We start from the raw sequence: 20144 nt of genomic DNA, 5'->3' as shown, positions 1-20144 counted from the left end.
GCGGCGGTGGGGTGCGGTGCCGAGCGTGCCGCACCCCACCGCCGCGCCCGTTTGTTCGACTGATTTCGGCATCCGTCGGATCGTGATTCGATTGGCGTGGCGGAAACGGTTTCAGAAGGCCTTCGGAAGCGTAAAGTCCCTGCATGGACCGCCGAATTTTCGGGCTGGAGAACGAGTACGGCGTCACGTGTACGTTCCGGGGACAACGGCGTCTGTCTCCGGACGAGGTGGCCAGGTACCTCTTCCGCCGCGTAGTTTCCTGGGGCCGCAGCAGCAATGTGTTCCTGCGCAATGGCGCTCGCCTGTATCTGGACGTCGGTTCGCACCCGGAGTACGCCACTCCGGAGTGTGATGACGTCGTCGAGCTGGTGACGCATGACAAGGCCGGCGAGCGGATCCTGGAGGGTCTGCTGGTGGATGCCGAGCGGCGGCTGCACGAGGAGGGCATCGCCGGGGACGTCTACCTGTTCAAGAACAACACCGACTCGGCCGGCAACTCCTACGGCTGCCACGAGAACTACCTGGTGGCGCGGCACGGTGAGTTCTCCCGGCTGGCGGACGTGCTGATTCCGTTCCTGGTGACCCGCCAGCTGATCTGCGGCGCGGGCAAGGTGCTGCAGACCCCGCGTGGCGCGGTGTTCTGCGTGAGCCAGCGGGCGGAGCACATCTGGGAGGGCGTCAGCTCGGCTACCACCCGGTCCCGTCCGATCATCAACACCAGGGACGAGCCGCACGCGGATGCCGAGCGCTACCGCCGGCTGCACGTGATCGTCGGTGACTCCAACATGTCGGAGACCACCACGCTGCTGAAGGTGGGCGCGACCGACCTGGTGCTGCGGCTGATCGAGGCCGGGGTGGTGATGCGCGATCTGACGCTGGAGAACCCGATCCGGGCGATCCGCGAGGTGAGCCACGACCTGACGGGCCGTCACCAGGTGCGCCTGGCCAACGGCCGGGAGGCGAGCGCGCTGGAGATCCAGGAGGAGTACTACGCGAAGGCGCTGGAGTTCGCCGACCGCAAGGGCCTGAACGAGGGCACGGTGGGCCGGGTGCTGGAGCTGTGGGGCCGCACGCTGGAGGCGGTGCGCACCGAGGACCTGTCCAAGGCCGGGACCGAGATCGACTGGATCATGAAGTACCAGCTGATCGAGCGGTACCGGGAGAAGCACCAGATGAGCATGTCGAACCCGCGGGTCGCGCAGATCGACCTGGCGTACCACGACATCCACCGCCGCCGCGGGCTCTTCTACCTGATGCAGAACAAGGGCCAGGCCAAGCGGGTGACCACCGACCTGAAGGTCTTCGAGGCGAAGTCGGTGCCGCCGCAGACCACCCGGGCCCGGCTGCGCGGCGACTTCATCCGCCGGGCACAGGAGCAGCGCCGTGATTTCACGGTGGACTGGGTGCACCTGAAGCTCAACGACCAGGCGCAGCGGACGGTGCTGTGCAAGGACCCGTTCCGGTCGGTGGACGAGCGGGTGGAGAAGCTGATCGCGGGAATGTGAGCCCTTTCTCCGGCCGGCGTGCCCCGTCCTCCCCGAGGTCGGGGCGCGCCGGCTTTAGTCTGGTCACGTTTACTGATCCGTAAATGTGACTGACAGTGAGGTCGCCGTGCGCCGCAGAGCCGGGTTGCTCGTTCTCCTGCCGATGCTGCTGCTGGCCGCGTGCAGCAGCAGTTCGCCCGTGAAGAGCGGGCCGTCGCCGGTGCCGACGTCATCGACGCCGTCGGTGCCGACTCCGGTGGGGTCGGCGTCCCCGATGCCGACGGTGAGCGGGCCGGTGGGCAGCAAAGCGACGATCACGCTGCCGCCGGGGCAGCCGACCGGCCAGTTCGTGGTGACCACCGCGGTCGAGGGCGACGGGCCGACGGTGAACCGGGGCGACTGGGTGACGGTCAGTTACACGGCGAAGGACTGGACGTCGGGCAAGGACGTGCAGGGCTCCTACGACGCGGGGGCGAAGCCGCAGCTGTACCAGGCCGGGATCGGCCAGCTGGTGCCGGCGTTCGACCAGACCGTGGTGGGCAAGAAGGTGGGCAGCCGGGTGCTGGTGGTGGCGCCGCCGTCGGCCGCGTTCGGCAGCACCACCAACCAGCAGCTGGGGGTGGGCAAGGACGACACCGTGGTGTTCGCGCTGGACATCCTGCAGACGGTGCCGCAGGACTCGGTGGTGACGGGGACGATGACCCAGCCACCGGCGAACCAGCCGCAGGTGAAGGACAACGGCAAGGCCGCGCCCACGATCACGATTCCGCCGAACACGCCGGCGCCGTCGGATCTGCAGACCAATGTGCTGATCAAGGGTGATGGCAAGCCGGTGCAGGCGGGCCAGTCGCTGGTGCTGCAGTACACCGGGGTGCTGTGGAGCAACGGCCAGCAGTTCGACTCCTCGTGGAGCCACGGCGGGGCGCAGGTGCTGCAGATCGGCACCGGCAGTGTGATCGCCGGGTGGGACAAGGGCCTGGTGGGCCAGCCGGTGGGGAGCCGGGTGGAGCTGGTGATCCCGCCGTCGCTGGGCTACGGCGGACAGGCACAGAACGGTATCCCTGCGAACTCGACCCTGGTCTTCGTGATCGACATCCTGGAAGCTGTGTAGCCGCGGACGTCCACCGTGGTGCGCCGGCTGTCACGCGGGCGGGTGCTCCTGGTGTGTCATGAACACCTGGTGAGTGCCCGCCTTCATGGCAAGCTGCCATACTGCTGGCGATTCGCACAGCGTCCAGTGATCCAAAAGGCGAGGATGGGGAGAAATGGCTGAGAATCCGTCGGACCCGACCGAGGCCGACAGCGCGAGCGGGCCGCTCGCCGACCCGGTGGTCTCCGGCCCGGGGACATCGACCGCGGGGCGCGAGTCGATCGTGGTTCCGCCGGCGATTCTCGCCCAGCAGGCGGGCTGGTCGGAGCCGGGAACGGACGTGCCGGGCCCGGCGTCCGCGAAGTCGGCCGAGCCGCAGGTCTTCGCGTCGACGGTGCGCAAGCAGCAGACCTCCGAGGCCGACTACGAGAACGTGGGCAGCGGCGGCAAGCTGGGTGTGGTGCTCGGCGTGGTGCTGGCCGTGCTGCTGGTCGGCAGCGGCATCGGCCTCTACGTGGTGAACAGCGGCAGCGACAGCAAGAGCACGGCCGCGGACAGCGCGACCAGCCAGCCGTCCCAGACCCCGTCCAAGACCCCGGTGCCGCCGATCAAGACGGACGCCAAGGTGCTCCCGCAGGTCTCCGGTGACTTCGGCAAGAAGGCGGACATCGCGCTGCCGTCGCAGCACTCGGACGGCTCCTTCGTGGTGAAGCCGCTGATCCAGGGCGACGGCGCCAAGGTGGGCAAGGGCGACTGGGTCTCGGCCACCTACACCGCCAAGGACTGGACGACCGGCAAGGACATCCCGGGCTCCTACGACCAGGACCAGGGCAAGCCGCAGCTGTTCCAGGCGGGCCTGGGCAACCTGATCCCGGCGCTGGACTCCGCGGTGGTCGGCCAGAAGGCGGGCACCCGGGTGCTGGTGGTGGCCCCGCCGGCGGCGGGCTTCGGCGACCAGGGCAACCAGAAGATGGGCGTGGGGCCCAAGGACGACATGGTGATCATCGTCGACATCCAGCGGGCCAACTCGCCGGGTGCCCGGGTGAGCGGCGACGTGACGCCGCCGCCGGCCGACTTCGCGGCGGTCAAGGTGAACGGCGACGGCAAGGCCGACACGATCACCCCGCCGGCGAACCCGGCCGACCCGAGCGATCTGAAGACCTCGGTGCTGATCCAGGGCAAGGGCCCCAAGGTGGAGAACGGCGAGCTGGCGCTCGTGCAGTACACCGGCGTGACCCTGAAGGACGGCAAGGAGTTCGACTCCTCGCTGGACAAGAAGACCGCCTTCAGCTTCGTGGTCGGCGGCGGCAACGTGATCCAGGGCTGGGACAAGGGCGTGGCGGGCCAGAACGTCGGCAGCCGGATCGAGTTGGAGATCCCGGCGGCCCAGGCCTACGGCGCGAACCCGCCGCAGGGCAGCAACATCCCGGCCAACGCCTCGCTGGTGTTCGTGGTGGACATCCTGGACGCCGGGATCGGCCAGCCGGCCCAGGGGTGACAAGATAGGGGCTGACCGGCCGTTCGGGGCGACCTGTGGCCGGGCCTGATCAACGTGGGCGGCGGACAGCCGTACGGTGGTTCCCGAGGGAGCCTTACCTGCGGCGGTCCGCCGTCCTGTTGTTGTTGAGACGATGAGATGAGGCAGTTGTGAGCCAGAAGACGAAGCCGGAGATCGACTTCCCCGAGGGCCCGGCCCCGGCCGAGCTGGAGATCACCGACATCGAGGTGGGCACCGGTGCCGAGGCCAAGCCCGGCATGATGGTCGAGGTGCACTACGCCGGCGTGACCTTCGAGACCGGTGAGGAGTTCGACGCCTCCTGGAACCGCGGCTCGACCTTCAAGTTCCCGCTGGGCGCCGGCCGGGTCATCAAGGGCTGGGACGAGGGCGTCGTCGGCATGAAGGTCGGTGGCCGCCGCAAGCTGGTCATCCCGGCCCACAAGGCCTACGGCAACCAGTCGCCGAGCCCGCTGATCCCGGCGGGTTCGACCCTGATCTTCGTGGTCGACCTGATCAACGTCTGACCATTTCGGTCTGACGATCCGACCGGTTGCTGACCGGTCCAGGGGCGGCGGTGACGGGTGCGAGCCCGGCGCCGCCGCCTCGGCTTTCGCCGCGGGTCCCGCTACCGGTACGGTCGAGGCCGCCGGGCTCACCCGGTATGGGACGACTATGAAGGGTCAGCGATGGCGATCGCCAAGGCAGAGCGGCTGATGAATCTCGCCCTGTGCCTGATGAACACCAGACGTCCGCTCTCCAAGCGGGAGCTGCGGGAGTCCATCGAGGCCTACCGGGAGGCCTGGGCCCAGGGCAGCGAGGACGCCTTCAACCGCATGTTCGAGCGGGACAAGGACGACCTGCGCGAGCTCGGGCTGGTGATCGACGTCGACGAGAACACCCTGGACGGGGAGGCCGGCTACCTGGCCCGCCCGGACCGCAACCGGCTGCCGGAGATCGCGCTCGACGCCGAGGAGGCGGCCGCGCTGAGCCTGGCCGCCAGGGTCTGGCAGCAGGCCCGGCTGTCCGGCGCGGCCAGTGGCGCGCTGCAGAAGCTGCGGGCCGCCGGAGTGCCGTTCACCGAGGCGTCGGCGGGCACCGCGCTGGAGCCCTACATCCCGGTGCGGGAGGCCGCGTTCGAGCCGCTGCTGCTGGCGGCGCGGGACCGGCGGCCGGTGAGCTTCGACTACCGCAAGGCGGGCGCCGCGGTGGTGGAGCCGCGCTCGGTGGAGCCCTGGGCGCTGGAGTGCTGGCGCGGCCACTGGTACCTGGCCGGCTGGGACCGGGACCGCGGCGCCTCCCGGGTGTTCCGGCTGAGCCGGATCGCGGGCAAGGTGCGCTCCCGGCAGGGCGCGTTCACCGCGCCGGTGCCCGAGCACGTGGACGTGCGCGCCACCGTGGCCCGGTTCGCCGGTGAGGGCGCGACCGCCACGGCCACCGTGAAGCTGCGCCGCGGGTCCGCCTACCCGCTGCGCGCCAAGGCCCTGGCGGAGCGTCAAGTCGACGCCGACTGGGACGAGTTGGAGATTCCGTACGGGCGCGGGCTGGCCGCCGATCTGTCCGAGTACGGTCCGGATGTGGTGGTGCTGGCGCCGCAGGAGCTGCGCGCCGAGCTGATCGAGCGGCTGCGCGCGGTAGCCGGACTCGGCGTTGAGGGATTCGCCGTGGAGGGTGAGCGGGCATGAGTAACGCGATCGACCAGACCCGGCGGATGCTCTCGCTGGTCACCTATCTGCGCGAGCGGCCGGGTGCCGAAGTCGCCGAGGTGGCCAGGGCGTTCGGGATCAGCGAGCGCGAGCTGATCGCCGACCTCAATGTGCTGCCGATGTGCGGCACCAGCTTCCGCGGCGGCGACCTGCTGGACATCGACACCGACGGCGAGCGGATCTGGTGGCACAACGTCGACGACGTGGCCCAGCCGCTGCGGCTGGCCGCCGACGAGGCCACCGCGCTGCTGGTCGCCGCCCGCGCCGTGGCCTCGCTGCCCGGCCTGCGGGACCGCGACCGGCAGGCGCTCACCCGTGCGGTCGCCAAGATCGAGAACGCGGCGGGGGAGAGCGCCGAGGGCAGCGCCCGGGTCGGGGTGACCTTCGAGGCCGAGGGCCAGGTCTTCGCCGACATCGACCGGGCGCTCAGCGAGGGCCGGCGGATCTGGCTGCGCTACTACTCGCACGGGCGCGGTGGCATGACCGAGCGCGAGGTGGACCCGATCCGGCTGCTCACCGAGGGCCACACCTACCTGGACGGCTGGTGCCGCACCTCGGAGGACCGCCGGCTGTTCCGGCTGGACCGGGTGGCCGAGATCAAGGTGCTGGACGAGCCCGCCGACCCGCCCCGGCTGGAGCCGCGCGACCTCTCCCAGGGCCTGGTGAACCCGGCCGCGGACGACCCCGAGGTGGTGGTGGAGGTCGGCCCCGGCGGACGCTGGGTGGCCGAGTACTACACCCACGACCTGGCCGAGGAGCTCCCCGACGGCGGGCTGCGGATCACCCTGCGCAGCTCCGACCCGTCCGGCCTGCGCACCCTGGCGCTGCGGCTCGGTGCGGACGGGCGGATCGTGCTGCCCGCGCCGCTGGCCGAGCAGGCGCGTGCGGCGGCCCGGGCGGCGCTGGCGGGCTACGAGGCCGCCGAGTGACCGAGGACGACGAGGCGGGCGAACCAGCCACCCGGTTCAAGGTCTACTGCTCGCAGTGCCGGGAGAAGGTGGAGCTGCCGGCGGCCGCGTTCCGGCTGGCGCTGGGCGCCACCAAGGAGCGCACCTTCTACAGCTTCACCTGTCCGGAGTGCGGCGCCGCGGTGCGCAAGACGGCCGGAGAGAAGATCGTCGAGGCGCTCACCGGCGCCGGAGTGTCGACGATGCGGCTCGTGCCGATCGAGAGGTGACGGAACATGACCTGGGTCCTGCTGGCGGTGGTCGGCCTGGCCACCGCTGGGCTGCTGGTGCTGGGGGTGCTCGCGATGCGGGTGTGGGTGGACGTGCGGGGGCTGGCCCGGCAGGTCGACACGGCCTCGCGGGCGCTGGCCGGCGCTGCCGAGGAGGTCTCGGCGGCCGCCGGCACGCGGTAAACGGCAGCCGGGAACCCCATGACTTCACCTGCTGGTGGCCACCGGGGGTCTCCTGCCGCCGTGGCGCGCGGGTTAGGCTCTCCTGTGGCCTCGGTGCAGCTCTCGTCCGGAAGTAGGTAGTCGCGTATGGGCAGGGTCCTGGGATTCCTCATCATCATCGCGATGGCGGCGATCTTCTTCGGCGCCAAGCGGCTGCCCGACCTCGCCCGGTCCGCCGGGCGGTCCATGCGCATCCTCAAGGCCGAGACCGCGGCGCTGCGCGAGGAGTACACCCGGGAGGCGAGCCCCACCGCGGACGCCGAGCCGGCCCGGATCGTCAAGGCCGCGCCCGGTGACACCGCCACCGCCCGGCCGGTCGCCGAGCCATCCGTCGGCGGCGAGCGCTGACCGCGCTCAACCGATGGACCCGTGGCCGCCGACCGGCGGGCCGCGCCGCAACGAGCTCTGAGGATCGGGGTTGAGCAAGTCTCCCAAGCCGCCGAAGACCGCCGACGGACGGATGTCCCTCGGCGATCATCTGCGCGAACTGCGGAACCGGCTGGTCAAGGCGGTGCTCGCGGTGGTGGTCTGCACCATCGCGGCGGCGTTCTTCAAGGACCGGCTGCTGCACTTCCTGATGAACCCGCTGCCCGCCTGCCTGCCGAACGGGCAGCCCAAACCGGGGATGAAGCACTGCGCGCAGGTGGCGGTGATCGGTGTCACCCAGCCGTTCAACCTCACCCTCAAGGTCTGCCTGCTGGCGGGTCTGGTGGCGGCGGTGCCGATCTGGCTCTACCAGGTGTGGGCGTTCGTGGCGCCGGGCCTGCACAAGCACGAGAAGCGCTACTCGCTGACCTTCCTGGGGCTCGGCACGCCGCTCTTCCTCGGCGGCGTCACCTGCGCCTACCTGCTGATGCCGACCACCCTGGAGGTGCTCGGCTCGTTCACCCCGATCGGGGCGCAGCAGATCATGCCGGTGGAGAACTACCTCAACATCGCCACCCGGATGCTGCTGGTCTTCGGCCTGGCCTTCGAGTTCCCGCTGATGCTGGTGATGCTCAACCTGGCCGGGGTGCTCTCCGGCAAGCGGATGCTGGGCTGGTGGCGCGGCATGGTGATGGCCATCACGGTCTTCGCGGCCGTCGCCACGCCGAGCGCCGACCCGGTCAGCATGCTGGCCCTGGCCTCGCCGATCTGGGTGCTGTACTTCGTGGCGGTCGGCTTCTCGCTGCTCAACGACCGGCGCCGGCGCCGCAACAACCCGGATGCCGACCTGTCCGACGAGGAAGCCTCGCACGTGGACCTGTCGGTGGCGGCGGTGGCGGGCGCCGAGGCGGTCGGCGCCTCCACCGCTGAGCTCGCCTCCTCGGCCCCGCTGGCCTCGGCGGCGCCCGCCCGTCCGGCGGAGAGCTGGGGGCATGTGGACGACGACGTCACCTGAGATGTCGGCGGTGCCTGACGGTGCCCCGGTCGCTGCGGCGGCCGGGGCACCGGTGTTTGTGCGGGGATCTTCGAGGAGGCGTTTGGCAGGGTCTTGGCAGGCGGTTCGCCATGTGACATATTACTGACGTGCCCACAAGACCAACCCACGACGTCGTGGTGATCGGCGCCGGTGTCGTCGGTGCCGCCTGCGCGTTCTACGCCGCCCGTGCCGGGCTCTCGGTCGCCGTCGTCGACCGCGGCCCGGTGGCAGGGGGGACCACCGGGGCGGGGGAGGGCAATCTGCTGCTCTCCGACAAGGAGCCCGGCCCGGAGCTGGAGCTCGCCAAGTTCTCCGCACTGCTCTGGCGCGAGCTCGCCGCCGAACTCGGCGAGGCCTTCGAGTACGAGCCCAAGGGCGGGCTGGTGGTGGCCGCCGACCCGGCCGGGCAGCAGGCCCTGGCCGCCTTCGCCGCCAAACAGCGCGCCGCCGGAGTGACCGCCCACGAGGTCAGCGCCGACCGCCTGCCCGAGTACGAACCGCACCTGGCCCCCGGGATGGCCGGCGGCTTCCACTACCCCGAGGACGCCCAGGTGCAGCCGGCCCTCGCCGCCGCCCACCTGCTGCGCGCCGCCGTCCGGGCAGGCGCCGCCCTGCACCTGGACGAGCGGGTCACCGCCCTGCTCACCGGGCCCGGCGGCGCGGTGCGCGGGGTGCGCACCGGGCGCCGCGAGCTGGCCGCCGGCGCGGTGGTCAACGCGGCCGGTACCTGGGGCGGGCAGATCGCCCGGCTGGCCGGCGTCGAGCTGCCGGTGCTGCCCAGGCGCGGCTTCGTGCTGGTCACCGAGCCGCTGCCCAAGGTGGTGCGGCACAAGGTCTACGCCGCCGACTACGTGGCCGACGTGGCGAGCGGCTCGGCCGCGCTGCAGAGCTCCGGCGTGGTCGAGGGCACCCCGTCCGGCACCGTGCTGATCGGGGCCAGCCGGGAGCGGGTCGGCTTCGACCGCACCCTCTCGGTTCCGGCCGTGGGCCGGCTCGCCCGGCAGGCGGCGGCGCTCTTCCCCTTCCTGACCGACGTCCGGGTGCTGCGCGCCTACCGGGGCTTCCGCCCCTACCTGCCGGACCACCTGCCGGCGATCGGCGCCGACCCCCGGGCGCCCGGGCTGCTGCACGCCTGCGGCCACGAAGGCGCCGGCATCGGGCTGGCCCCCGCCACCGGCCTGCTGATCGCCGAGCAGCTGACCGGCCGCCGCCTGTCAACCGCCGAACCGGTGGACACCGCCCCGTTCCGTCCCGACCGCTTCGCCTGATCCCGAGGACGTCATGCGCCGAACCCCCGCCAGGCTGGCCGCCGCCGAGCCCGAGCCCGCCCACACCATCGAGTTCGACGGCCGCCCGATCCCCGCGCTGCCCGGGCAGACCATCGCCGCCGCACTCTGGGCCGAGGGCATCGTGGCCTGGCGCCGCACCCGGATCTCCGGGCGGCCGCGCGGCGCGTTCTGCGGGATCGGCGCCTGCTTCGACTGCCTGGCCACCGTCAACGGCCGCCCCAACCAGCGCACGTGCCTGCTCCCGGCGGAGCCCGGCGACATCGTCACCACCCAGGAGGGCCACGGCCATGCCGACCTCGCCGTCTGATGCCGGCCTCGGAGACCCGTACGACCTGGCCGTGATCGGCGCCGGGCCGGCCGGACTCGCCGGCGCGGTGGCCGCCGCCGACCAGGGATTGCGCTGCGTGCTGCTCGACGCCGGAGCCCGACCCGGCGGCCAGTACTACCGGCACCCGGCCCCCGGCCTGCGGGCCGCCCGCCCCGACCGGCTGCACCACCACTGGCCGGTCTTCGCCGACCTCGCCGACCGCCTCGCCGCCCACCGGGAGGCCGGCCGGATCGACTACCTGCCGCACCACCACGTGCACCTGCTGGAGCGGCGCGAGCCCTGGCGCCTGCACGCCGCCACCGGCGCCGACGGAAGCGGCCGGGCCACCCTGCGGGCCGCCGCCGTGCTGCTGGCCACCGGCGCCTATGAACGCCAACTGCCGTTCCCCGGCTGGACGCTGCCCGGGGTGGTCACCGCCGGCGGTGCGCAGGCGATGCTCAAGGCCGGCCTGGTGCTGCCCGGACGGCGGATCGTGGTGGCGGGCAGCGGCCCGCTGCTGCTGGCCGCCGCAGCCTCGCTCACCGCCGCCGGGGCCGAGGTGCCGGCGATCGTCGAGGCCTCGACCTACCTCGGCTACGCCCGCCGCCCCGAGGTGCTCGCCGCCGCCCCCGCCAAGCTGCTGGAGGGCGTCACCCATGGTGCGGCGCTGGCCCGGCACCGGGTGCGGCTGCGCCGCGCCAGTGCCGTCGTCGAGGCGCACGGCAGCATGGGGGTCTCCCAGGACGGAGGCTGGGGGAGGGTCGAGGCGGTGACCGTGGCCCGGCTGGACGCCGACTGGCGGCCGCTGCCCGGCACCGAGCGGCGGATCGACTGCGACGCGCTGGCGATCGGCCACGGCCTGGTGCCGCAGCTGGAACTCGCCACCGAACTGGGCGCCGCCACCCGCGTGGTGCCGGACGGCACCGTGGCGCTGCGGGTCGACGCCCGCCAGCTCACCAGCGTGCCCGGACTCTGGGCGGCCGGCGAGACCTGCGGCGTCGGAGGTGCCGAACTCGCGCTGGCTGAAGGTGAGTTGGCCGCACTGGCGATCGCCGGCCGAGCGCCGGCGACCACCCTGCTCTCCCAGCGCCGCCGACTGCGCGCGTTCGCCGAGCTGATGGCCGCCGCCCACCGGCCGGGCCCCGGCTGGTCCGACTGGCTGCGCCCGGAGACCGAGGTCTGCCGCTGCGAGGAGGTGACCGCCGGGGCCATCGGCGAGGCGGTCGAGCGGCTTGGCGCCACCGACGCCCGGACCGTCAAGCTCCTCACCCGGGCCGGCATGGGCTGGTGCCAGGGGCGGATGTGCTCCCAGGCAGTGGCCTGCCTGGCCGGTACGGCCGAGCCGGTCGCCGACTCCCGTCCACTCTCCTGCCCGGTCCTGCTCGGCGACCTCGCGGCGCTGCCGGAGGACTGATCCGGGCTCTGCTTCGATCCGGGCTCTGGTCGGGCGTCCGTCCGTCAGGATCCGCCATGCCCCCACGTGCCCTCTTGTGCGCGTCCTGGCAACTCTATAAAATGTCACACCTCATCAAGGAGATGCTCTCGTGACCAACCCCACACACGACCGCACCCGCCCCTGGCGCGGCATCATGGTCGCCACCGCACTGCCGCTGCGCGAGGACCTGTCCGTCGACTACGACGCCTACGCCGAGCACGTCCGCTGGCTGATCGACAACGGCTGCGACGGCGTCGTCCCCAACGGCTCACTCGGCGAGTACCAGACGCTCACCGCCGAGGAGCGCGCCCGCGTCGTCACCACCGCCGTCGAGGCCGCCGGTGACGGCGCCAGGGTGATGCCCGGCGTCGCCGCCTACGGCAGTGCCGAGTCCCGCCGCTGGGCCGAGCAGGCCGCCGAGGCCGGCGCCGGCTCGGTGCTGCTGCTGCCGCCCAACGCCTACCGGGCCGACGCCGCCGCGGTGCGCGCCCACTACGCCGAGGTGGCCAAGGCCGGCGTGCCGATCGTGGCCTACAACAACCCGATCGACACCAAGGTCGACCTGGTCCCCGCGCTGCTGGCCGAGCTGCACGCGGCGGGCCACATCGTCGCCGTCAAGGAGTTCAGCGGCGACGTCCGCCGGGCGTACGAGCTCGCCGAACTCGCCCCCGGCCTGGACCTGCTGATCGGCGCCGACGACGTGCTGCTGGAGCTGGCGCTGGCCGGCGCGGTCGGCTGGATCGCCGGCTACCCCAACGCGCTGCCGCAGGCCACCGCGGCGCTCTACCGCGCCGCCGTCGCCAAGGACCTGGACACCGCGCTGCCCCTCTACAGGGCGCTGCACTCGCTGCTGCGGTGGGACTCCAAGACCGAGTTCGTCCAGGCGATCAAGCTCTCGATGGACATCGCGGGCCGCGTCGGCGGTCCGGTTCGGGCTCCGCGCGCGCCGCTGAGCGGCGACATCGAGACGGCGGTCCGCGCGGCCACCGAGAAGGCGCTGGCCGACGGGCTGCGCTGACCGCTCGAGCCATCCGAACTACCCGAGTTTCCGAGTTCTCCGACGAAGGGTCAGCATGCGTACTCGCCATGTCTTCCACGCCGTCGACTCGCACACCGAGGGCATGCCCACCCGGGTGATCACCGGCGGGTTCGGGGTGATATCCGGCGCCACGATGGCCGAGCGCCGGGTCCACTTCCAGCAGCACATGGACCAGTTCCGCACCCTGCTGATGTACGAGCCGCGCGGCCACGCCTCGATGAGCGGTGCGATCCTGCAGCCGCCGACCCGCCCCGACGCGGACTACGGGGTGCTGTTCATCGAGGTCTCCGGGCTGCTGCCGATGTGCGGGCACGGCACCATCGGCGTCGCCACCGTGCTGGTGGAGACCGGCATGGTGCCGGTGGTCGAGCCGGTCACCACCGTGCGCCTGGACACCCCCGCCGGCCTGGTCACCGCCGAGGTGCGGGTGGAGAACGGCGCCGCCACCGCGGTCACCATCCGCAACGTGGCCTCGTACTCGGTCGAACTGGACCGCAAGATCGAGGTGCCCGGCTGGGGGAGTGTCGGGTACGACCTGGCGTTCGGCGGCAACTTCTACGCGATCCTGCCGCTGGCCGAGTTCGGGCTGCCGTTCGAGCGGGCGCGCAAGCAGGAGATCCTGCAGGCCGGACTGGCCCTGATGGACGCGATCAACACCTCCGAGCAGCGCCCGGTGCACCCGCTGGAACCGTCCTTCCACAGCGTGCACCACGTCTACCTCGCCGCTCCCGGCTCGGACGCGGCGCACTCGCGGCACGCCATGGCCATCCACCCCGGCTGGTTCGACCGCTCGCCGTGCGGCACCGGCACCTCGGCCCGGATGGCCCAGCTGCATGCGCGCGGTCAACTCCCGCTGGGGCAGGACTTCTTGAACGAGTCCTTCATCGGCACCCGGTTCATCGGCCAACTGGTCGAGGAGACCGAGGTGGCCGGCCGGCCCGCGGTGATCCCCACCGTGACCGGGCGGGCCTGGGTCACCGGCACCGCGCAGTACTTCCTCGACCCGACCGACCCGTTCCCCGGAGGATTCCTGCTGTGACCGCCGAGACCGCTGCGACCGCTCGTGTGAGTGTTCCGTCATACAACCCCGCGGATCCGACCGACCTGGTGGTCGAGGTCCCGGCCGCCGGCGCCGATGGTGTGGCGGCCGCCGTCGAGCGGGCCCGGGCCGCGCAGCCGGGCTGGCTCGCCGCCGGGGCCGCGGCCCGTTCCGCCGCGCTCGACCGGGCCGCCGACGCGATCGCCGGGCACGCCGGCGAACTGGCCGAGCTGGCGCTTCGCGAGGTCGGCAAGCCGCTCTCCGAGGCGCGCGGCGAGGTGGCCAGGACCGTGGCCATCCTGCGCTACTACGCGCAGGCGCCCTACGCCGCCACCGGTGCCGTGCACGAGACGGCGGCCGGCGCCGGGCTGCTCTTCACCAGGCGGCGACCGCACGGGGTGGCCGGCCTGGTCACGCCGTGGAACTTCCCGCTGGCGATCCCGGTCTGGAAGCTCGCCCCCGCGCTGGCCGTGGGCAACACCGTGGTGCTCAAGCCCGCGCCTGAGGCCACCGCCTGCGCGCTGCGACTGGCCGAACTGCTCGACCTGCCGGCGGACGTCCTCACCGTGGTGCCCGGCGGCGCGGTGGAAGGCGGCGCCCTGGTCGCGGCGGCCGACGTGGTGTCATTCACCGGCTCCACGGCGGTCGGCGGCTCGGTGGTGCGCACCAGCGCGGAGCGCGGCGTGCCGGTGCAGGCCGAGATGGGCGGCGTCAACGCGGCCATCGTGCTGCCCGGCGCCGACATCGAGCAGGCCGCCGCGCACCTGGCGTACGCCATCGCCGGTTACGCGGGCCAGAAGTGCACCGCCACCAGCCGGGTGATCGCGGTCGGCGACACCTATCAGCCGCTGCGCGAGGCGCTCGGGAAGGCGCTGGCCGCGGTGGAGAGCGGCCCGGTGATCTCCGAAGGAGCGCGGGACCGGCTGGTCGGTGCGATCGGCTCGGCGCTGGCCGGCGGGGCGCTCGCCGTGACGGGTTGCCAAGTGCCGGACCGGGCAGGCTGGTTCATCGAGCCCACGCTGCTGGAGGGGGTGCCGCAGGGGCACCCGCTGCTGGGCGAGGAGTTCTTCGGGCCGCTGGCCGTGCTGCTGCCCGCCGCCGACCTGGACGAGGCCGTCGCCCTCGCCAACGGCAACCGGCACAGCCTCTCCGCGTCCGTGCACACCGCCGACCTGGACGCGGCGCTGGCCGCCGCCGACCGGCTCGCGGCCGGCATGGTGCGGATCAACGCGCCGTCCAGCGGGGTCGACTTCCACCTGCCGTTCGGCGGCTCCGGGGCGGCCTCGTACGGGGCCAAGGAACAGGGCCAGGCGGCGCTGGAGTTCTACACCGCCAGCCGAACCGTCTCGCTGCTGCCGGCGGGGACTGCCTGATGGGCGGCGGTGGCCTGGGTGGGGACGGCGGCCCGGGTGGGGACGGCGGCCTGGGTGATGGCGGCTCGGTGAGCGGCGGGTTGGTTGTCGAGACCGTCGATTACCACACGGCCGGGGAGCCCTTTCGGATCGTGCCGGCCGGGCTGCCGCCCATCGCGGGGGACACCGTGGCCGAGCGCCGGGCCATCGCCATCGGTGCCGGCGGCGGGCCGACCGACCCGCGGCCCAGCGCGCTGGACACAGTGCGCCAACTGCTCACCAGGGAACCGCGCGGACACGTGGGGATGTACGGCGGTTTCCTGGTGCCACCCGACGACGGCGAGGCGCACCTCGGCGTGCTCTTCTTCCACAAGGACGGCTACTCCACCGCTTGCGGGCACGGCACCATCGCGCTCGGCGCCTGGGCGGTGGACAGCGGGCTGGTGGCCGCGCCGGACGACGGGCGGGCGCTGGTCCGGATCGACGTGCCGTCCGGGCGGGTGACCGCGGTGGTGCACCGGGCCGCCGGGCGGACCACGGCGGTGACCTTCCGCAATGTGCCCACCCGGGTGCTGGCGCGGGGGGTGCTGGTGAGCGGGTTGTCGGGTGGGTCGGTGGCGGTCGACCTGGCGGACGCCGGTGCGGTGTACGCCTCGGTGCGGGTGTCGGAGGTGTCACTGAGCACACTGCCGGAGCTGACCGCGCTCGGGCGTGAGATCCGTGGTGCACTGCTCGACCGGTACGAGCTGTACGGGGTGGTCTTCCACCAGGAGTTGGCCGACGGCCCGTCAGGTCTGGTGCAGCGCAACGTCACCGTCTTCGCGGACGGCCAGATCGACCGCTCGCCGTGCGGTTCGGGCACCTCGGCCCGGCTGGCGCTGCTCGCCGACGAGGGTGCGCTGCGGCCCGGACAGGAGCTGCGGCACGAGTCGGTGATCGGCAGCGTGTTCACCGGGCGGGTGGTCGGTGAGCGCGACCGGGCGTACCTGACCGAGGTGACCGGCCTCGCGCACCGCACCGGCGAACACCGGTTCGTGCTCGACGGGCGGGACGAGTTGGGGACGGGGTTCCTGCTGTGACGCGGTCCGTTCCCGGGGGAGTTGGCGGGGCCACCAGCAGCGCGGGAGACTCGGCTGGGGTGTCTGGGGTGTCTGGGGTGTCTGGGGTGTCTGGGGTGCCTGGGGTGCCGGTGCGTCTGAGGCCCGCCGACGCTGTTGTGGCGCTCACCGAGGTGCTGCGGGGCGGCCTCGACCCGGAGTCCTGCCCGGCCCGGCTCGGGGTGCCGGTGCCGGCCGGGGAACTGCTGCTGATGCCGGCCGCGACCGAGGAGTACGCCGGTGTGAAGATCGCCGGCGTGGCACCGCAGAACCCCGAGCGGGGCCTGCCCCGGATCACCGGCAGTTACCTGCTGCTGGACGGAACGACCCTGCTGCCGCTGGCACTGCTGGACGGCGCGGCGCTCACCGCACTGCGCACCCCGGCCGTCACCGCGGTGGCCCTCGACCGCCTTGCCGCGCCCAGCGCCGCGCACCTGGTGCTCTTCGGGACCGGTCCGCAGGCCTACGGGCACCTGGACGCGCTGCGCGCCGTACGTCGACTGGAGCGGGTCACCGTCGTCGGGCGGCGCCACGGTCCGGTGGCCGAGTTGGTGGACCACGCCGAGCGGCTCGGACTGGCGGCCGCGCGCGGTACGCCGGATGCGGTCGCCGACGCTGACCTGGTGGTCTGCTGCACCACCGCCACCGAGCCGCTCTTCGACGGTGCGCTGGTCCCCGACCATGCCGCCGTCGCCGCTGTCGGCTCGCACTCCCCGACCGGGCGCGAGGTCGACACCGTGCTGGTGCGGCGCTCCGCCTGCTACGTGGAGGCGCGCGCGGCGGCACTGCGCGAGGCGGGAGACCTGCTGCTCGCGCTGCCGCCCGAGGTCGCAGCGGTGCCGGCGGCCCGGGAGCAGGCCGCGCGGGGGTGGATGAACTTGGCTGAACTGGTCGCCTGCACAGGGGGCGGCGGTGCTGGGAGCGGCGGTGCTGGGAGCGGCGGGGCGTGCGACGGCGCGAGGTACGAGGGCTCGATGTCGGTGCCGATGGATCGGCCGCGCTTCTTCAAGAGTGTGGGGATGGCCTGGCAGGATCTGGCGGTGGCCGCAGCGGCGTACCGCGAGTGGGGTGGGCGTGCGGACCAGGCGTCCTGGACGGCCGGCGGTGGCCCCGGCGTTCCCTGATGGCGCGTCAAGCGGCATGATGGATCGACCGTGAGCGCCCGAAGAAACGTGACATTGTACACTGGTGCTCCGCACCATCCGGAGGACCGCAGTGACCGAGTCAAAGCCCCGCCCCCTCATCTCCGTCCAGGAACGCCTGCGCGACCAGGTCGCGCACGCCCTGCGGGCGGCGCTCATCTCGGGTGAGCTGCGCCCCGGCGTGGTCTACTCGGCGCCCGCGCTGGCCGCCGACTTCGGGGTCTCGGCCACCCCGGTACGCGAGGCGATGCTCGACCTGGCCCGCGAAGGCCTGGTCGAAGCGGTCCGCAACAAGGGCTTCCGGGTCACCGAGATGACCGAGCGCGACCTCGACGACTACACCGGGATTCGCGCACTGATCGAGGTCCCGACCGTCGGCCGGGTCACCAACACCGCCAGCAGCGAGCAACTGGAGGCACTGCGCCCGGTGGCCGAGGAGATCGTGGCCGCCGCGCGCAAGCACGACCTGATCGGCTACCTGGAGGCGGACCGCCAGTTCCACCTCACCCTGCTGGGCCTGGCCGGCAACGCCCGCCTGGTCGAGGTCGTCGGCGACCTGCGCAAGCGCTCCCGCCTCTATGGCCTCACCCGCCTCGACCACCGCGGCGAACTGGTCTCCTCCGCCGAGGAGCACCTGGAGCTGCTCGACTTGATGCTCTCCGGCGACGCGGCCGCCGCCGAGGCCTGCATGTCCCGCCACCTCGGCCATGTCCGCTCCCTCTGGGCCGACCCGGTGGCCGACTCCGCCGCTGGGCCCGACCCGGAGAAGCCGGCGCTGCGCCTCGGCACGCGGTAGGTCCTGACAGGTCGAGCTTGAGCTGACGCCCTCCTCCTGCTACGGCTGCCACGAGGAGGAGGCGGCAGCCGGCGGGACGAGGGGGCGGGCGCTAGGAAGGCCCTCACCGTGGCGGTGCTGTCGTGGCGGTGGTGGCAGGGACCTGCGGTGGGTGGGCATGGCGGACGTCTCGACCTGAGCGGAGCTCCGCCGCAGGGTTGGCTGCATGCCGTCTTCAAGGGCGGCCCATATGGTGAAGACATCGGCCGATGCGTGCCCGGCCCGCCGGCGCCAGTGAGCCTCACGGTTCCGCTGCCGGAGGGCGGTGAAATTCGTCTACCGGCTATGGGCAGTCGGCTCGTGGTCGGAGCCGGGTGACCCGATCGCCGTCTACGACGAGACCGGTCCGGTGCCCGAACTGCCGCTGTCGGAGCTTGAGAAGTCTCGGCGCTTGAGAAGTCCTGGCTCAACCGCCGTGCGAGTTCGTAGCTTTACGCCCTTCGGCCCCCTGGGTCGATGGTGCCGCGCTAGCGCGTCGCGTACTCCACTGCGACGCTGAGCACAGCGAGGCCACCGAAGACCAACGCGAGGGTGGGGTGTCCGGTGGCGCGCAGGGCCAGCGCGGCGACCGCGAACACCGCTATTTTGATGACGACTTGAGCTACCAGCGGTAGCGTGAACTTCGGCCCGCCTGCGGCCAGGAACAGGCCCCAGGTCAACCCCGCCAACGCCGGGGCGCCGATGCCGAGCAGAATACGCGCGGGGGTGCTGCGACCGGTCTTGAAGCCCCAGTAGCAGAGCGCAGCCAACAAGCCCATTTCCAGGGCGAATGCGAGTCCGGCGTTGGCGACTGTCAGCGGCGTCCATGTCCGGCCGGCGTTCGGGCCGGATGCGGCGATTCTCATCTCTGCTCCCCCTGATACCGCGCCCGGGCGGGCGCCGATCGCTACGCAAGTGACGCCGATCGCTGCGCGAGTGACGCTGATTGCTGCGCGAGTATCGCAGGGCGGTATCCGGAACTCAATCGGTTACGTGAGTGCTGCGGCGACGGCTGCCGGCCGACGCGGAGGCATGGGCTACCGGTCGACGTAACGGATGTCGTGGGAGGTCCGGCCTATCGCCCGCGGAGATCCGCGACACGGGCTGTGGACGGCCGAACGGCGGGCCGCACGCGACGAGTTCGCGGCAGAGCACCCGGGGACGCCCGACTCCTTCGGCAGTGAGCGCCAGGTGCCCGGTGCCCCGGCCCGGTGCTCCGGGCCGGGGCCGGGGGCCGGTGCCGGGAGCCGGTTGTGGGTGGAGCCAGCCACGACCCCGCTGGCCGCCGTCGGCTCCTCATCCCGTCAGCCTCCCGTCGTGCATCTCCAGGACGCGGTGGGTGCAGCCCAGCAGTTCGTGGTCGTGGGTGACCATGACGGTGGCGGTCCGGTGCTGTTCGGTGACCTCGGCCAGAAGCTCGACGATCTGACGGCCGCGCTCGTGGTCGAGAGCGGACGTCGGCTCATCCACCAGGAGCACCGAGGGATCGCCGAACAGTGCTCTGGCGATGTTCACCCGTTGGCGCTCGCCGCCGGACAGCTGATGCGGGCGGCGTTGCTGCTTCGGGCCGGTGAGACCGACGGAGGCGAGGAGCGACTCCGCGCGAGCCCGCGCGGTGGCTGGGCGTTTCCCTCGTAGGTGGGCGACGACCAGCAGTTGCTCGACGGCGGTCAGCGAGGCCAGCAGGTTGGACTGCTGGAAGACGATGCCGAGCCGCTCCCTGCGCAGCGCGGTGCGGGCGGCAGGGCTGAGGGCACCCGCGTCCTGATCGTCGATCAGCACCTGGCCACGGTCGGGAGTGAGCAGGGTGGCGGCCACCGCCAGCAGGCTGGACTTGCCGGAACCGGACGGGCCGGCCACCGCGACGAACTCGCCGGGGGCGACCCGCAGTTCGACGTCGTCCAATGCGGTCAGGCGCTGCTCGCCGTCGGGGTAGGTGAGGGTGACGCCGTGCAGGGCAAGTCCGGTACGGGTGGCTACGGTGGCCGGGGCGGTGAGGGAGCTCACGGCTGGACCCTTTCTCTGGCTGACCCCACGGAGTGGGTGACGAGGAT

22 protein-coding genes are annotated in these 20144 nt (G+C 72.5%); 19 read left to right on the top strand and 3 right to left on the bottom strand.

The window, feature by feature from the left end:
- Nucleotides 1-143 precede the first annotated feature (143 nt).
- Complete coding sequence (pafA, locus tag P3T35_RS13085) at nt 144-1505, top strand: Pup--protein ligase (RefSeq protein WP_101379450.1); 1362 nt, start codon at nt 144-146, stop codon at nt 1503-1505.
- A gap of 69 nt (nt 1506-1574) precedes the next feature.
- On the opposite strand, the gene P3T35_RS13080 is transcribed toward pafA, so the two are convergent.
- On the bottom strand, nt 1575-1844 hold the full coding sequence (locus tag P3T35_RS13080) for a hypothetical protein (protein WP_280705964.1): 270 nt from the start codon (nt 1842-1844) through the stop codon (nt 1575-1577).
- Between P3T35_RS13080 and P3T35_RS13075 the strand changes: the two genes are divergently transcribed.
- The 18 genes from P3T35_RS13075 to P3T35_RS12990 all read left to right on the top strand — a co-directional run bounded on the left by P3T35_RS13075 (nt 1834) and on the right by P3T35_RS12990 (nt 18072).
- A complete protein-coding gene (locus tag P3T35_RS13075; RefSeq protein WP_280705962.1) occupies nt 1834-2595 on the top strand; it encodes an FKBP-type peptidyl-prolyl cis-trans isomerase in 762 nt (253 codons plus the stop codon). The genes P3T35_RS13080 and P3T35_RS13075 overlap by 11 nt on opposite strands.
- A 154-nt stretch (nt 2596-2749) precedes the next feature.
- Entirely contained in the window at nt 2750-4072 is a 1323-nt protein-coding gene (locus P3T35_RS13070) for an FKBP-type peptidyl-prolyl cis-trans isomerase (protein ID WP_101379449.1), read from the top strand.
- Nucleotides 4073-4221: 149 nt separating this feature from the next.
- Nucleotides 4222-4596: an FKBP-type peptidyl-prolyl cis-trans isomerase gene (locus P3T35_RS13065; RefSeq protein WP_101379448.1), complete on the top strand. Its 375-nt coding sequence runs from the start codon at nt 4222-4224 to the stop codon at nt 4594-4596.
- A 162-nt stretch (nt 4597-4758) separates the two neighbouring features.
- Nucleotides 4759-5754: a WYL domain-containing protein gene (locus P3T35_RS13060; RefSeq protein ID WP_101379447.1), complete on the top strand. Its 996-nt coding sequence runs from the start codon at nt 4759-4761 to the stop codon at nt 5752-5754.
- A complete protein-coding gene (locus tag P3T35_RS13055) occupies nt 5751-6704 on the top strand; it encodes a WYL domain-containing protein (protein ID WP_101379446.1) in 954 nt (317 codons plus the stop codon). Before P3T35_RS13060 ends, P3T35_RS13055 begins: the two co-directional genes overlap by 4 nt.
- Nucleotides 6701-6952, top strand: coding sequence for a hypothetical protein (locus tag P3T35_RS13050; RefSeq protein ID WP_101379445.1), 252 nt, complete (start codon nt 6701-6703; stop codon nt 6950-6952). The genes P3T35_RS13055 and P3T35_RS13050 overlap by 4 nt, the downstream gene beginning before the upstream one ends.
- Nucleotides 6953-6958: 6 nt before the next feature.
- Complete coding sequence (locus tag P3T35_RS13045; RefSeq protein WP_180356361.1) at nt 6959-7135, top strand: hypothetical protein; 177 nt, start codon at nt 6959-6961, stop codon at nt 7133-7135.
- A gap of 126 nt (nt 7136-7261) precedes the next feature.
- Complete coding sequence (locus P3T35_RS13040) at nt 7262-7522, top strand: twin-arginine translocase TatA/TatE family subunit (protein ID WP_101379444.1); 261 nt, start codon at nt 7262-7264, stop codon at nt 7520-7522.
- 70 nt (nt 7523-7592) lie between these two features.
- Entirely contained in the window at nt 7593-8555 is a 963-nt protein-coding gene (gene tatC / locus P3T35_RS13035; RefSeq protein ID WP_101379443.1) for a twin-arginine translocase subunit TatC, read from the top strand.
- 128 nt (nt 8556-8683) lie between these two features.
- Nucleotides 8684-9844 (top strand): FAD-dependent oxidoreductase, encoded by a 1161-nt coding sequence (locus P3T35_RS13030; protein WP_101379442.1) that lies wholly within the window; start codon nt 8684-8686, stop codon nt 9842-9844.
- Nucleotides 9845-9857: 13 nt separating this feature from the next.
- Entirely contained in the window at nt 9858-10172 is a 315-nt protein-coding gene (locus P3T35_RS13025; protein WP_101379441.1) for a (2Fe-2S)-binding protein, read from the top strand.
- Nucleotides 10153-11586, top strand: a complete 1434-nt coding sequence (locus P3T35_RS13020) for an FAD-dependent oxidoreductase (RefSeq protein WP_101379440.1) — start codon at nt 10153-10155, stop codon at nt 11584-11586. The genes P3T35_RS13025 and P3T35_RS13020 overlap by 20 nt, the downstream gene beginning before the upstream one ends.
- 175 nt (nt 11587-11761) lie before the next feature.
- A complete protein-coding gene (locus P3T35_RS13015; RefSeq protein ID WP_101384895.1) occupies nt 11762-12625 on the top strand; it encodes a dihydrodipicolinate synthase family protein in 864 nt (287 codons plus the stop codon).
- 55 nt (nt 12626-12680) lie between these two features.
- A complete protein-coding gene (locus P3T35_RS13010; RefSeq protein ID WP_101379439.1) occupies nt 12681-13685 on the top strand; it encodes a proline racemase family protein in 1005 nt (334 codons plus the stop codon).
- A gap of 26 nt (nt 13686-13711) precedes the next feature.
- Nucleotides 13712-15058, top strand: a complete 1347-nt coding sequence (locus P3T35_RS13005; protein ID WP_101384894.1) for an aldehyde dehydrogenase family protein — start codon at nt 13712-13714, stop codon at nt 15056-15058.
- Nucleotides 15058-16116 carry a proline racemase family protein gene (locus tag P3T35_RS13000; protein WP_101379438.1) on the top strand — a complete coding sequence of 353 codons (1059 nt, stop codon included), beginning with the start codon at nt 15058-15060 and terminating at the stop codon, nt 16114-16116. The genes P3T35_RS13005 and P3T35_RS13000 overlap by 1 nt, the downstream gene beginning before the upstream one ends.
- 104 nt (nt 16117-16220) lie before the next feature.
- On the top strand, nt 16221-17258 hold the full coding sequence (locus tag P3T35_RS12995; RefSeq protein ID WP_280705957.1) for an ornithine cyclodeaminase family protein: 1038 nt from the start codon (nt 16221-16223) through the stop codon (nt 17256-17258).
- Between the two features lie 91 nt (nt 17259-17349).
- Entirely contained in the window at nt 17350-18072 is a 723-nt protein-coding gene (locus P3T35_RS12990) for a GntR family transcriptional regulator (protein ID WP_101379436.1), read from the top strand.
- A gap of 506 nt (nt 18073-18578) precedes the next feature.
- Here P3T35_RS12990 and P3T35_RS12985 read toward each other — a convergent pair.
- Nucleotides 18579-18956 carry a YrdB family protein gene (locus P3T35_RS12985; protein WP_101379435.1) on the bottom strand — a complete coding sequence of 126 codons (378 nt, stop codon included), beginning with the start codon at nt 18954-18956 and terminating at the stop codon, nt 18579-18581.
- Nucleotides 18957-19386: 430 nt separating this feature from the next.
- Complete coding sequence (locus P3T35_RS12980; protein WP_101379434.1) at nt 19387-20097, bottom strand: ABC transporter ATP-binding protein; 711 nt, start codon at nt 20095-20097, stop codon at nt 19387-19389.
- Between the last annotated feature and the right edge of the window lie 47 nt (nt 20098-20144).

This window comes from Kitasatospora sp. GP30, from assembly GCF_029892145.1.
GTDB lineage: Bacteria > Actinomycetota > Actinomycetes > Streptomycetales > Streptomycetaceae > Kitasatospora > Kitasatospora acidiphila.
The sequence above is the reverse complement of the archived record's forward strand: the minus strand, read 5'-3'. Positions and strand labels throughout refer to the sequence as shown.